Consider the following 13,960-nt stretch of genomic DNA (forward strand, 5'->3'; position numbering starts at 1 on the left):
TAAAATTTTTACGTCTGTTCAATAACATTCTTTGCATATGATAATGCCCTACTTATTAATTCCTTGTATTCTCCTAAATAGTTATACGGATTTAATGCTTCTATTATTTTCTCCTTACCTAGTATTTTAACTATTTCCTCATTGTCCAAAGCAGCTTCAAGCAATGATTTTCCTTCTCTTTCTGCTTCTCTGGATACTTTCATAACAAGCTCATGAGCTATATGCCTTGGAACATTTGCTAATGTAAGATTAATCATTAAGCTCTCAGCCATAATAAGACCTTTAGTAAGTTCTAGGTTCTTTCTCATATTTTCTGGGTAAACTCTTAGATTTCTTAAAAGAGCTTCCATACTCTCTAACATCTCATCTATTATAAGAAAAGAGTGAGAAAGAATTATCCTTTCAGATGAGCTGTTAGTTAGATCTCTTTCATGCCATAAAGGTATATTTTCCAGCTCAGATATTACAAAGCCCCTTAATACCTTGGCTAATCCACTGATTTTTTCCGCAGTTACCGGATTCTCCTTATGAGGCATAGTACTACTTCCTACTCTCGATTCTGCAGAACCTTCAGCTAACTCTAAAATTTCAGGTCTCATTAGCTCTCTTATTTCTAAGGCAAATCTGTCAAGCTGAGACGCTAAAATTGCAAGATCTGAGACTAACTCAGCATATCCATCACGAGGAGCTATCTGAGTAGAGATTTCATGAGGAGGTAATCCCAAGTATTCTGAAACATATTTTTCTATCTCTAATCCTTTATCTTTCCAACCTGCCATTGTGCCTACTGCACCAGCCATTTTTATTTTAAGTAATCTTTTGCTTGTATCGTTAAGCCTCTCTAACGAACGAGTAAACTCATAAACATAATTTGCAAATTTAAAACCTAGCGTTATTGGTAACGCGTGTTGCCCATGTGTTCTACCTATCATTACAAGTTCTTGGTATTTTTTAGCATATTCCATTAATATTATTATTATATTTTTTAATTTTTTCTTTATTATATTTATGGCATCCCTAAAAATTAATATATTAGCTGTATCTACTATGTCATAACTTGTAGCACCAAAATGAATAAATTTACCAGATTCTCCGGATAATTCAGCCAAATGCACAGTTAATGCCATAACATCATGTCCTAATTTCTTCTCTAATTCTTCTACTCTGCTTATATTTATTTTGTCTATGTTTTTTTGCACAACCAATATATCCTCTTCTCTTACTAAACCTATCTTTGATAAAGCATAAAGTAACGCTACTTCTACTGTAGCCATTCTTTTAAGAATTGTAGCTCTTTGGAATAATTCTCTCATCTCTTTGCTTCCGTATCTCCAGTCTAATACACAAATTGAATTTTCCACGGGAGAAATTATTTATAAGTAGTATATGTGATTTTTTATTAATGTACATACTTACGATAGGAAGTCATTCATCATTACAAATATTACATGGAGCAAAAAAAGAAGGGTTTAAAACAGCTTTAGTAACGCCAGAAAAGAGAGTAAAATTCTACAAACAATTTGCTTTCATAGATGAAGTTTATGGATACAAAAATGAAGATAAGGCAGTAGATTATATTAATGACTTTGCAAATAACGGTATACTTATCCCTCACGGGAGTTTAGTAGAATATATTGGACCCGAAAGAGTAAATAAGATAAAAACAAAAATTTTTGGAAATAGGAACCTGTTCGAATGGGAAGCCAATCAGAAAAAGAAAATGAGTTTATTAAAGAGCGCAAAAATAAAAATCCCAGAACAATTTGAAAATCCAGAAGATGTAGATAGATTAGTTATAATTAAGTTACCAGGTGCTAAGGGAGGAAAAGGTTATTTTATAGCTAGAAACAAAAGCGAAGCAAAAGAAGGTTTAAATAAATTATTAGAACAAAAAATGATAAAAAGCATAGATGAAGTAATAATCCAAGAATATGTAATAGGTGTTCCTATGTATTTTCAATTTTTCAATAGTATTATATTAAATAGATTAGAAATTATGGGTATCGATATTAGGTATGAAACAAATATTGATGGTCTAAGAAGACTTCCACCAGATATTAAGATAGACCCAACTTTAGTTGTAATAGGTAATATACCCGCAGTAGCTAGAGAAAGTCTGTTACCCACAGTATATGAATACGGTGAAAATTTTGCTAATACTGTAAAAGAATTGGTACCTCCAGGAATGATTGGACCTTTCTGTTTAGAATCTGTAGTAACTGATCAAGGAGACATAGTGGTATTTGAATTCTCTGGAAGAATAGTAGCTGGAACTAATCTTTATGTTAATGGAAGTCCATATAGTTGGCTTTATTGGGATGAACCCATGAGCGTTGGCAGAAGAATTGGTAGAGAGATAAAATTAGCAATAAACTCTAATAAGTTAGATCAGGTGTTAACATAATGGTTAGAATAGCTGTTCTTGCAAGTCATTCAGCCCTTGATGTTTTCGATGGAGCGAAAGATGAAAATTTTGAGACTATAGCTCTCTGTAAAAAAGGCAGAGAAAGACCTTACTTAGAATTTAAAAGAATTGTAGATGAATGCATAATTTTAGATGATTTCAAAGAAATAGCTTCAGAAAAAATAGATAATTATTTAACTTCTAGAGACGCTATAATAATTCCTAACAGAAGTTTAGCAGTATACGTTGGTTATGATAGCATAGAAAAAATGAGAACTAAATATTTTGGAAATAGAAAGATGTTAAGATGGGAAGAAAGAACTGGAGAAAAAAATTACTATAAAATATTAGATGAGGCTAAAATTAGAAGACCTAGAATATTTAAACCTGAAGAAGTTGATGCTACAGTTATAGTAAAATTACCTGAAGCTAAAAGAAGAGTTGAGAGAGGATTTTTCATTGCTGTTAATAAAAAAGATTTTGATGAGAAATTAGATTCCTTAATGAAGGCCGGTATTATAGATGAAAAAAGTGTTAATGAGATGGTAATAGAAGAGTATATATTGGGTGCCCATTTTAATATAAACTATTTCTATTCACCAATTTTTAATAGAGTTGAACTTTTAAGCATAGATAGAAGAATACAGAGCGATCTAGATTCCTTTTACAGATTACCAGCTGAAATACAGCTTAAAGTTAATAGATTGCCAAGATTTATAGAAGTAGGACATGAACCAGCTACTATAAGAGAGAGTTTACTTGAAAAAGTTTTTGAAATTGGATACGCTTTTGTAGAAGCTACAAAAAAACTAGAACCACCTGGTATAATAGGACCATTTACACTTCAAGCAATGGTTACACCAGAATTAGATTTAGTAGTATTTGATGTAGCCCCTAGAATAGGTGGCGGTACTAATGCTCATATGGGAATAGGCAGTCAATATTCTAAACTTTATTTCGGGAAGCCTATTAGTTTAGGTAGAAGGATAGCAATTGAGATAAAAGAAGGAATAAAAAATGGAGAACTTAATAAAATTCTTACATGATAATTATAACATAACTTACACATAAGACTAACTAATTTTTCAGATATCTATAATTATAAATTAGTATTAGCTAAGTTTATATATTTTTAAGAGAGATTTATCAAAACGGTGTTTTATGTTAAATATCCTTGTAGGAGGATTTTTTGGCGATGAAGGTAAGGGAAAAGTTGCAGCATACCTTTCATTGAAAGATTCCCCATCTCTTTCTGTAAGAACAGGATCAATTAACGCTGGGCATACTGTAACATATATGGGAAAACAATGGAAATTAAGAATTATTCCCTCAGCTTTTGTAAATACAACAACATATTTAGCATTAGCTCCAGGAGCTTTAACTTCAATTGAAGTATTAATAAATGAGGCAAGAGAGACTAACTCATTAGATCGATTGTATATAGATCCACATGTTGGTATTATAACTGAGAAGGAAATCAAGGAAGAGAGAAATGATGAATACTTAATGAAGAGAGTAGGAAGTACAGGACAAGGAGTAGGATATGCTGAAGCAAAAAGAATTCTAAGAAAATTAAAACTAGCTAAAGATTATGACATATTATCTAAATTTTTGATTAATGTTCCAAATTTAGTTATAGAGAAATTAGAAAAGAATGAGACAGTTTTAATTGAAGGCACACAAGGTTACTACTTAAGCTTATACCACGGAGAATATCCTTATGTGACAAGTAGAAATACTTCTTCATCAGGTGTTTTAAGCGAAGTAGGCATAGGACCAAAATACGTAGACCATGTAATAGTCGTATTCAAATCCTATGTGACAAGAGTAGGTGAGGGACCTTTAGAAGGAGAATTAGATTGGGAAGAAGCTCAAAGGCTAGGGATTGCTGAAATAGCCACAGTTACTGGGAGAAAAAGAAGAAGTGCTCCATTTAATATTAAACTTGCAAAAGAAGCAATAAGAGTTAACTCAGCTACTCAAATTGCTATAACTAAATTAGATGCATTATTTAAAGATGCTAAAGGAGTAAAAGAATATTCAAAACTTCCCCAAGAAGCTAAGAAATGGATAGAAGATATAGAGGAACAATTAAAAGTACCAATCACACTAATTGGAACTGGAGAAGACGCACTGGATATGATCGACCTGAGAAAAGAAAAGCTATGAGGTGAAATAGATGTACTTTGACACTATAATAATTGGTGCCGGACCTGCTGGATTATTTGCGGCTTATGAATTAGCAAATCTAAATAAGAATGGTGTGAAAATTCTTCTGATAGATAAAGGAACAAGGCCACTGAAACGTGTGTGCCCATTATTAAGTCCAAAAGAGAAGTGTACCTTTTGTAATCCATGTCATATCACATACGGTATAGGTGGTGCTGGAACGTACAGTAGTGGCATAATAAATCTTAGGCCAGATATAGGTGGAGAGCTTCATGAAATTATGAGAAGTTGGGATAAAGCACAAGAGTTAATTGATTATGTAGATCAAATACTTGTTAAATTTGGAGCACCTAAAGATAGATATTTTGAACCCAACATGGAAAAAGTAAAGGAAATCCAAAGAAGGGCTGCTAAAGTTGGCGCGGAATTTATACCAATAAGACAACGTCATATAGGAACTGATAAGACGCCTATCGTTATTGAGAATATATTAAAATATATAGAGAGCAAAAATGTGCAAGTTGCTGAACTTACTGAAGCTCTAGAAATAGAAAAGAAAGGTTCTGAATTCATTATAAAAACTGATAAGCTAGGTGAAATAGAAACTAAAACTTTATTAGTTGCCCCGGGGAGAGCTGGAGCAAAATGGTTCCTAGAGCAAGCTAAGAAATTAGGAGTTGACATGGTTCCTGGACCCCTTGACATAGGAGTCAGAGTAGAAACAGAAGCCTTTGTGATGGAAGATTTAACTAATGCTGTATGGGATCCTAAGGTTGTTATGTATACAAGGAAGTATGATGATAAAGTAAGGACTTTCTGTGTTAATCCAGGAGGATTTGTAATGAAAGAAGTTTATGATGACGGTACCATTGGAGTTAACGGACAAACTTTTGCAGATAGAAAAAGTAAAAACATAAACTTTGCGTTCTTAACTACTATTAAACTCTCAGATCCATTAGAAGATACCATAGAATATGGTAAAAGTATTGCTAGATTGATGACCAGATTAGGAGGAGAAAAACCAATAATTCAACGTTTAATTGATTTTGAAAAGGGAAGAAGAAGTACATGGGATAGAATTAACAGATCTACTGTTAAACCTACCTTAAGGGATGTAACACCAGGGGATATAAGCATGGGATTACCATATAGAGTAGTCAGTAATATAATTGAAGGGTTAGAAAGATTGGATAATTTAGCTCCAGGGATTTACTCGTCTAATACATTGTTATATGCACCTGAAATAAAATATTATAGCATGAAAGCAGTAGTAGATAGTAATATGGAGACTGTAGTGGATAATTTATTTGTAGCCGGAGATGGTGTTGGATTATCTAGAGGTATAAATGTAGCTGCAGCAACTGGAATATTAGCTGCAAGAGGAATTGCAATTAAATTAGGTCTTTTATAAATAGTACTTTTTTAGCTTTTAGTATAATTATTTATCATATGGAGCTATCAGAAATTGATAAGAAGCTTATAATGGAGCTTGAATATCATTTTCCCTTTAATGAGAAACCTTTTAGTGAAATCTCAGAAAGGCTTGGAATTTCTGAAGAAGAGATTATAAAGAAAACTAAGGAATTACTGAGTAATGAGATTATAAAAAGAGTAGGGATGTATGTAAACTTTAGAGCTAAAGGAATGGAAGGGGCTCTAATAGCTGCTGAGATACCAATAGAAAATTTGGAAAAATATAGAAAAATTACATTAGCTATAAAAGAACTTACTCATAATTATATTAGAAACCATCCAAAATATAATGTTTGGTTTGTATTAAAAGCTGAAAGCAAAGATAAATTGAAAGAAAATGTGAAAAAGATTCTAGAAGAAAGTAATGGTAGAGATTATGTGATTCTGTTCTCTAAAAAAACTCTTAAACTTAGCGTAAAGTACGATATAATAAGAGGTGTTTCATATAGCGAACCAGAAGAAATTCACGAAAAAATACCTACAGCTGAAGAATTAGGTATTCCGAAAGAGTTATTGAAAGACCTTTCGCTTCCATTACAGATTAGTTCAAGACCGTTCAGAAATATAGCCGAAAAATATAATATGAAAGAAAGTGAACTAGTTGAACTAATAAAAGAACTTAAAGAAAAAGGAGTTATTAAAGATTATGGAGCGACAGTAAATGGCGATAAAGTAGGAATTAAAGAGAATGCCATGATGCTAGTTAATTCAGATGATATAGAATCTTCTTGTTATAACCTGGCTAAAAATCTAAAGGAAGCTACACATGTTGTATTAAGAGAATCAGATAAAAAATGGGACTATTTATGCTATGCTATGATCCATGGAGCAAATAAAAAAATAATATTTGAAGTTGCAAAAAAAGGAGTCGAAATTACTAAAGCCAAGAGTTATATGCTACTATTTAGCTTAGATAATTTGAAACCTGGTATTGTAATTTAGTAAAACTACCTTTTATTTTTAACATAGATGTTATATTTCTAATTTCCTCTAATGTTACTTTTACTTTATTGTCTTTTATATTTCCTTCAAATTCCAAGTAAAAGTAATATTGCCATGGTATACTTTTTAACGGTCTTGAATAGATCATCGTCAAATTAATGTTATTGTTATAAAATTTCTCTAAGACCTTATATAATGCACCAGGTTTATGAGGTACAGTAAACATTACCATAGTTTTATCTCCGTCTTCCATAAGTTTTTTGGATATAACAATAAATCTAGTTATATTGATACTATCATTTATATCTCTTAAAATAATTTTTAAATTATATAAATTAGCTGCATACTCTGAACATATTGCAGCAGAATATTTTTGTTTAGATGCATATAAAGCTGCAGTAGATGTACTTTCTACTGGAACAAAATTAGTAAAATTGTATTTGCTAAGTGTTTCTTTTGCCTCATTTATGGCATGAGAATGAGAATAGATAACTTCTATATCGTTTAAACTATTGACGGAAGGATTTACTGCAAGAACTAATTTTATTTCTTTTTCTATCTCATAATTCACATAAATCTCTTCATTTTTAAATAAGTTATCTAATGTTTCATGAACAGGCCCTTCTATGCTATTTTCTATAGGTACTATCCCTATAGAATTATCTGTTATACTATTAAATACTTCCGTAATAGTTCTTTTTGGTATTTTATCTCCTTCAAAAATCTCAGCAACCTCATTAGTGAAACTTCCTTTGGGACCTAAATAGTAAATTCCATTTGGATCAATAATCTAACTTTTCTTCCTATATATAAACTATTCTACTAATTTAGCCTCAATACCATCTAAAGCTAAGTTGTACATGAAATCTGAAAGAGCATCACCACTAGGTACTTCAAACATTACATAAATTTTAGTATAACCAGGTTTAACATCGCTACTTGTTCTATCATGAACTACATCGATAACGTTACCTCTTATTTGTGCTACTCTACTTAATACTTTATTAAGGTATCCAGGTTTATCTGGTACTATTACCTTCACTTTGACTATTCGTTTATTCTTGAAAAGCATCTTATCTATAATTCTAGATAACATTGAAAGATCTATATTGCCCCCACTTAGAACCGGAATAACTTTATGGCTATAAGTAACTTGAATCTTTCCAGATAAAAGTGCTGCTAATGAAGCAGCAGCTGCTCCTTCTACTAATGTTTTATTTCTTTCTAATAAATATACTATAGCATTTGCTATTTCTTCGTCATCAACAAGAACAATATCATCTACTAATTCATCTATTATATTAAACGTTATTTCAGAGGGAGATTTTACTAGAATTCCATCTGCTATTGAAAAAGAGGGTTCAATCTCTACTAGTCTATGAAGATCTTTTGAGACCTTTAATGAAGGAGAAGCTGAAGATTGTACACCTATTATTTTAGTTTTTGGATTTTTTGCTTTTAACGCTATAGATATTCCTGATATTAATCCTCCCCCTCCTATAGGAACAACAACAATATCCGGATTATATGGCAAAAGCTCTAGTCCTAATGTACCTTGACCCAAAATTACATCAAGATCTCCGTAGGGATGAACAAGAATACTTCCTTCTTCTCTTATAATTTCCTCAGCTTTTTTCATACTCTCATGAAGAAATTGCCCATACAAAATAACTTGAGCACCATATGACTTTGTAGCCTGATATTTTGAGATTGGAGCAGTTTCTGGCATTACTATAGTTGCTTTAATTCCTAAAACTTTTGCAGCATATGCAACACCTTGAGCATGATTACCTGCAGAAACCGCTATAACGCCTTTTTTCCTTTCTTCTTCAGCTAGGTTTGTCAATTTTGAAAAAGCTCCTCTTACCTTAAAAGATCCCGTTTTTTGTAAATTTTCAAGTTTTAAATATATTTGAGCCCCTATCATATCAGAAAAGGTTTTTGAGTAATCAATAGGGGTCTCATGAATGTATTGTTTAATTCTATCTTGAATTTTTACTATTTCATCAAAATATTTTGTATAAGACATCAGGAAAACCCTGCATTCATCACTTCTCAGAGATCGAGGGCTTCTTCACTAATTATCTTTTCTATTTCTGGCTTTAATTTGTTATAGGTATCTTCTAAAATCTCTGGAAGAACTTTGACACCACCTATAACTGGCATGAAATTAACATCTCCGTTCCATCTAGGCACTAAATGGATATGAACATGTTGATCAATTCCCGCTCCAGCGACTCTGCCAATATTTATTCCTATATTAAAGCCATCTGGTGAATATACTTTTCTAATTGCTTTTATACTTACTTTGAGAAAATACATCATTTCTAGTATTTCCTTTTCTTCTAATCCTTCTATTGAACTGACATGTTTATAAGGAACAACCATTAAATGTCCAGGATTATAAGGAAACGCATTCAGTATAATAAATGAGAATTTACCCCTATAAACGATCCAGTTATTTTTATCTTCCTTTTTTCCGATTACATCGCAAAATAAACATGAGGAGGACTTATTTTTTGAAGCTTCAGAGACATATTTTGACCTCCAAGGAGCCCAGAGAATATCCATAAATGAAATAAATTAAGAGATAGATTAAAAATTACTCTTCAGCGTCTCTTACTCCCTCTTCTGTAATTGCAAATACTACTTCTCCTTCTGGTAAATGAGGAGCATCAACTATTCTGGCTATTCTTTTATTACCTCTACTTTTCTTAAGCTGAACTCTTATACCTGGAACATGATATAGAGTATGCCCACCTACAGCCACTGTAGGATCACCATAAAACATGTCTGGCCTCGCCATAACTTGATTTGTTATTATAACTGCAAGGTCATACATTTCCGCTAACCTTACTAATTGATGTAAATGTTTGTTTAATTTTTGCTGTCTAACAGCTAAATTTTCTCTTCCAGGAAATTCGGCCCTAAAGTGTGAGGTTACAGAATCTACAATTATTAGTTTAATTGCTGGATCTTTACTAATAAGTTCTTGAAGATCATCCACTATTGCCATTTGATGATCACTATTAATCGCTCTCATATAATATATATTATTCATTGCACTATCTGGTTCTAACCCTATAGCCTTTGACATAGCTTCTATTCTTTCCCATCTAAAAGTACCCTCGGTATCTATATAAACAGCTTTACCTCCCAATCCACCTTTTTCTAACGGTAATTGAACATTAACACTTAACTGATGACATAATTGAGTTTTACCAGACCCAAACTCTCCGAAGAGTTCAGTCATTGTTCTTGTCTCTATTCCTCCGCCTAACAGTCCATCTAAAGCTTGACTACCAGTAGTTATTTTCTTGGTATTTATCCTCTCTTTCTTTACTTCTAGGGCCGTTTTAAATCTTATATCTAAAGCCTCTCTCGCCTCTTTAATTATTCTTTGGGCTGTAGTTAGTGGTATTCCTGCAGCTACACTCAAGTCTTGAGGAGAAGCTACAGCAACTGCTTCTAATGACGAATACCCAGCTTCAATAAGTTTGTTAAGAATACTCTGTCCTACTCCCGGAAGATCTGAGAGACTTTTTACTTTCTTCCCATCAGAAGACATATGATTCACCAATTTCTAAATGTTACTCTTCTTATTTACTCCTAATAAACTTTTATCCTCCCTTCCTTAAATACCAACCTATATCTAATTCCGGTATTATCTTAACTAGCTTATTCTCTCTTTTAATCTTAACATATGCTATAAAAAATCCATCGTCATTTAATGCTAAATATCTGCCTTCATTTATTTCACTATTTATTGTAACTGGCTTTCCATAAGTAAGAATTTCACTTATTTTATTATTTATAAAAATTTTATTTTTACATATATTAATTAAATATTTAGATAAAGGTAATAAAGGCTTTATTTTCCTATTCTTTGTAATAAGTAGTATAGGTTCCCCTAAAGCATATGGATTCAATCTAATTTTGGCTAAATTTTCTAAAAGTCGATTCAATCTCTTTGATTTATCCATAATTTCTATCATTGAATAATATGCTTTAAATAAAAATATTTCTTTATTTATAAGAAAATCATAATTTTCTGTACAATTATATATTTTCATTATCCTATTAATGAATTTTATTGCTTCATCTATGGAAATTATTTCTATAACTACTCCTTTATTATTTTGCAAACAAAGAATCCCTCCGTACCGCTTTTATGAGGATAAAACCTAATGCAATTTCTTAAACTTTCATCAAATTTAATCCCGTTAAATTCAGTAATTCCGCTAGTAGCAGGATAACCATAAATTTTATCTGTTTTTGCCCCATAATTTTCTATTATATAATTTACAACAGCTTCGTTCTCTTCTGGGGCTATACTACAGCTAGAATACACTAATACGCCTCCAAGCTCTAGTAAATTATAAGCAATATCAATAAGTTCTAGTTGATTTCTAAAAAATATTTTTAAATCATCTATACTAGTTTTAGTTTTTCTTGAAGGGTCTTCTGGTATAAGACCTTCACCACTGCACGGGACATCTAACAGAATTTTATTAAAGGACATATTTAATTTACGCAATATTCTTGCATCTGTCCTAAGTAAAACAACATTTCTAATTTTCATTCTATTTATATTTGAATAAAGAGATTTAATTCTTTCCCTAGATTTTTCTATGGCAACTATTAATCCTTTATTTTTCATTAATTGTGCTAGTTGCGTAGTTTTACTCCCCGGTGCAGCAGCCATATCAAGGACAAGATCATTTTCATTTGGATCTAATACATATGGAGGAACCATCGACGCTAATCCTTGAATATAGTAGTAACCAGATAAATATTCTATTGTTGCACCTAAACTAGGTTTAGGTGGATATTGCTTTACTATATATCCATGCTTTAACCATGAAACTTTTTCTAGTTTAAATCCTTTATTTTTCATTATTTTTTCCAGTTTATCACAATCTACTATAAGATCATTACATCTTATACTTTTCTTTAAAGGAAAAGAGCAACTGTATAAAAAATCTTCTGTTTCTTCTTCTCCCATGATTTTTATATATCGTTCTACCATATAAGATAGAAATTTATATTTTGATGCAAGGGAAATAGCCTTTAAACTAGGGGAGATTGCAAATAGATTATTATACTTTTTAACATAATTTTCAATTGTCATAACCATGAAACATATTGAGAGAGAAATAAAAATAAAATTAATCTCTCCAAACATTGAAGAATTGGAAAAAATATTAAATATTAAGTACAAACTATTTAATGAAGAACATCAAATAGATATATATTATAATAGTCCAGTAAGAGATTTTAGAAAAACTGACGAAGCTTTACGTCTTAGATTAGTTAATAATGAAGTAGAATTAACATATAAAGGACCTAAACTCTCATCCGAGTCAAAATCAAGAGAAGAGATAACTGTTAAGATAGATAATCTAGATTCTATGGATTTAATTCTACAGAGATTAGGGTTCATCAAAGTTTTAAAAATAGAAAAAATAAGAAAAAATTATAAGATTAATAATTTTACTGTATCTCTAGATAGAGTATTTAACTTAGGAGATTTCGTTGAGATAGAAGGAATAGACATCACTGATGAGGAACTAATTAATTTCGTAAATAACTTTTTAAAAGAGTATAATATTGAGGGAGAAAAAACACTTAAGTCCTACCTTGAATTATTAGTTGATAAACTTGAGAAAGAGTCAAATAGCAATACTTACTGACTTTGGAATTTCTGATAACTATAACGGTGTAATGGAAGGAGTAATAAGGAAAATAAATCCAAACGTAGATATTACATATATAACTCCAAATGCTAAAGAATTTAATATATATGCTGGAGCCTATTTACTATATACAGCATACCGGTATTTTAAGAAAGGAACTATATTTTTGGTAGTAATAGACCCTGGAGTTGGAACTGAAAGAAAAGCATTACTAATCAAAACTAAAAATTATTATTTTATAGGTCCAGATAATGGAGTTTTATACCCATCAGTAGAAGAAGATGAAATAGAAAAAGTAATATATATTAATAATCCAAAACTGTACCTGTCTAAAAATATCTCTAATACATTTCATGGTAGGGATATATTCTCAGTAGCTGCTGCATATCTTTCATTAGATGTGGATATTAATGTTTTTGGGAATGAGATTAATAAAAATGAAATAGAAAAATTATCATTTTTATTTAACGAAATGCGTGAAGATAAAAATATAACATATTGTGGCAAGATTCTCTATATAGATCATTTTGGAAATGTTGCCACTTCAATTAGAATTAAAACCACTAAAAATTTTAAATACGTTCTCAAGTATAAGGGAAATGAATATGAGTTATTTGCAGTAAAAACTTTTGGAGAAGGAGAGCAGAATAAATTACTCTTATACAATAACGGATATGGTTTCTTAGAAATAGGAATAAATAAAGGCAATGCCTCAATAGTTATTAATGCGAAAGAAGGTGAGGATGTCTGCTTAGAGGTTTATACCCAGGAAGATTCCAACCATTCCACTTAGGTCATTTATCTGTTATCAAATGGGCGCTTCAGAAAGTTGATGAACTAATAATAGTTATAGGAAGCGCTCAGGAAAGTCATACGTTAGCAAATCCTTTTACTGCAGGAGAAAGGATAGAAATGATAAGGGAAAGCTTACTAGAAGAAAATATAGATCTATCTTCTATTTATCTAATTCCAGTCCCAGATATATTAATGAATAATGTATGGGTTTCGCATGTTAGATCTTTTTCGCCAAATTTTGATATAGTATTTGCGAGAAACCCGTTGGTAATTAGGTTATTTAAAGAGGCCGGATTCGAAATTCTTATTCCTCCTCCATATGATAGAGAAAAATACAACTCTACGTTAATAAGACGATTAATAATTGAAAATAACGACGAGTGGAAAAAATTAGTACCTCAGAAGGTAGCAGAGTATATCCTAAAAATAAGGGGAGATGAAAGACTTAAAGCAATAGCTGGAATTTATTAAGTCACCAAAT

General features: G+C 31.3%; 15 protein-coding genes. 8 read left to right on the forward strand and 7 right to left on the reverse strand.

Annotated features, from left to right (window positions below; genetic code table 11):
* Positions 1-8: 8 nt before the first annotated feature.
* Positions 9-1,361, reverse strand: coding sequence for an adenylosuccinate lyase (purB, locus tag D1869_RS00955; protein ID WP_156013546.1), 1,353 nt, complete (start codon positions 1,359-1,361; stop codon positions 9-11).
* Between the two features lie 41 nt (positions 1,362-1,402).
* Between purB and D1869_RS00960 the strand changes: the two genes are divergently transcribed.
* The 5 genes from D1869_RS00960 to D1869_RS00980 all read left to right on the forward strand — a co-directional run bounded on the left by D1869_RS00960 (position 1,403) and on the right by D1869_RS00980 (position 6,988).
* A complete protein-coding gene (locus D1869_RS00960; protein WP_156013547.1) occupies positions 1,403-2,404 on the forward strand; it encodes a formate--phosphoribosylaminoimidazolecarboxamide ligase in 1,002 nt (333 codons plus the stop codon).
* Positions 2,401-3,450, forward strand: coding sequence for a formate--phosphoribosylaminoimidazolecarboxamide ligase family protein (locus tag D1869_RS00965; RefSeq protein ID WP_156013548.1), 1,050 nt, complete (start codon positions 2,401-2,403; stop codon positions 3,448-3,450). The genes D1869_RS00960 and D1869_RS00965 overlap by 4 nt, the downstream gene beginning before the upstream one ends.
* 115 nt (positions 3,451-3,565) lie before the next feature.
* Entirely contained in the window at positions 3,566-4,573 is a 1,008-nt protein-coding gene (locus tag D1869_RS00970) for an adenylosuccinate synthetase (RefSeq protein ID WP_156013549.1), read from the forward strand.
* 10 nt (positions 4,574-4,583) lie between these two features.
* Entirely contained in the window at positions 4,584-5,984 is a 1,401-nt protein-coding gene (locus tag D1869_RS00975) for an NAD(P)/FAD-dependent oxidoreductase (protein WP_156013550.1), read from the forward strand.
* A gap of 38 nt (positions 5,985-6,022) precedes the next feature.
* Positions 6,023-6,988: an Lrp/AsnC family transcriptional regulator gene (locus D1869_RS00980; protein WP_221267052.1), complete on the forward strand. Its 966-nt coding sequence runs from the start codon at positions 6,023-6,025 to the stop codon at positions 6,986-6,988.
* Here D1869_RS00980 and D1869_RS00985 read toward each other — a convergent pair.
* The 6 genes from D1869_RS00985 to D1869_RS01010 are packed head-to-tail and all read right to left on the reverse strand — an operon-like array spanning position 6,951 to position 12,125.
* Positions 6,951-7,778 (reverse strand): prephenate dehydratase, encoded by an 828-nt coding sequence (locus D1869_RS00985; protein ID WP_156013551.1) that lies wholly within the window; start codon positions 7,776-7,778, stop codon positions 6,951-6,953. The two genes, D1869_RS00980 and D1869_RS00985, sit on opposite strands and share 38 nt — an antisense overlap.
* A 24-nt stretch (positions 7,779-7,802) precedes the next feature.
* Positions 7,803-9,017, reverse strand: a complete 1,215-nt coding sequence (ilvA, locus tag D1869_RS00990) for a threonine ammonia-lyase (RefSeq protein ID WP_156013552.1) — start codon at positions 9,015-9,017, stop codon at positions 7,803-7,805.
* A gap of 26 nt (positions 9,018-9,043) precedes the next feature.
* A complete protein-coding gene (locus D1869_RS00995; RefSeq protein WP_156013553.1) occupies positions 9,044-9,559 on the reverse strand; it encodes an HIT family protein in 516 nt (171 codons plus the stop codon).
* A gap of 31 nt (positions 9,560-9,590) precedes the next feature.
* Positions 9,591-10,556: a DNA repair and recombination protein RadA gene (gene radA, locus D1869_RS01000; protein WP_156013554.1), complete on the reverse strand. Its 966-nt coding sequence runs from the start codon at positions 10,554-10,556 to the stop codon at positions 9,591-9,593.
* A gap of 52 nt (positions 10,557-10,608) precedes the next feature.
* Positions 10,609-11,133, reverse strand: a complete 525-nt coding sequence (locus tag D1869_RS01005; RefSeq protein ID WP_231113670.1) for a hypothetical protein — start codon at positions 11,131-11,133, stop codon at positions 10,609-10,611.
* Positions 11,112-12,125: an NOL1/NOP2/sun family putative RNA methylase gene (locus D1869_RS01010; RefSeq protein ID WP_156013555.1), complete on the reverse strand. Its 1,014-nt coding sequence runs from the start codon at positions 12,123-12,125 to the stop codon at positions 11,112-11,114. The genes D1869_RS01005 and D1869_RS01010 overlap by 22 nt, the downstream gene beginning before the upstream one ends.
* On the opposite strand from D1869_RS01010, the gene cyaB reads away from it, so the two are divergent.
* From cyaB to D1869_RS01025, 3 genes are read left to right on the forward strand one after another with little or no spacing between them, the layout of a single operon-like run.
* A complete protein-coding gene (gene cyaB, locus D1869_RS01015) occupies positions 12,124-12,681 on the forward strand; it encodes a class IV adenylate cyclase (protein ID WP_156013556.1) in 558 nt (185 codons plus the stop codon). The two genes, D1869_RS01010 and cyaB, sit on opposite strands and share 2 nt — an antisense overlap.
* 31 nt (positions 12,682-12,712) lie before the next feature.
* Positions 12,713-13,477, forward strand: coding sequence for an SAM hydrolase/SAM-dependent halogenase family protein (locus D1869_RS01020; RefSeq protein ID WP_231113831.1), 765 nt, complete (start codon positions 12,713-12,715; stop codon positions 13,475-13,477).
* A complete protein-coding gene (locus tag D1869_RS01025; RefSeq protein WP_156013558.1) occupies positions 13,432-13,950 on the forward strand; it encodes a nicotinamide-nucleotide adenylyltransferase in 519 nt (172 codons plus the stop codon). Before D1869_RS01020 ends, D1869_RS01025 begins: the two co-directional genes overlap by 46 nt.
* Positions 13,951-13,960: the final 10 nt, after the last annotated feature.

Source organism: Sulfurisphaera ohwakuensis, assembly GCF_009729055.1.
Lineage (GTDB): Archaea > Thermoproteota > Thermoprotei_A > Sulfolobales > Sulfolobaceae > Sulfurisphaera > Sulfurisphaera ohwakuensis.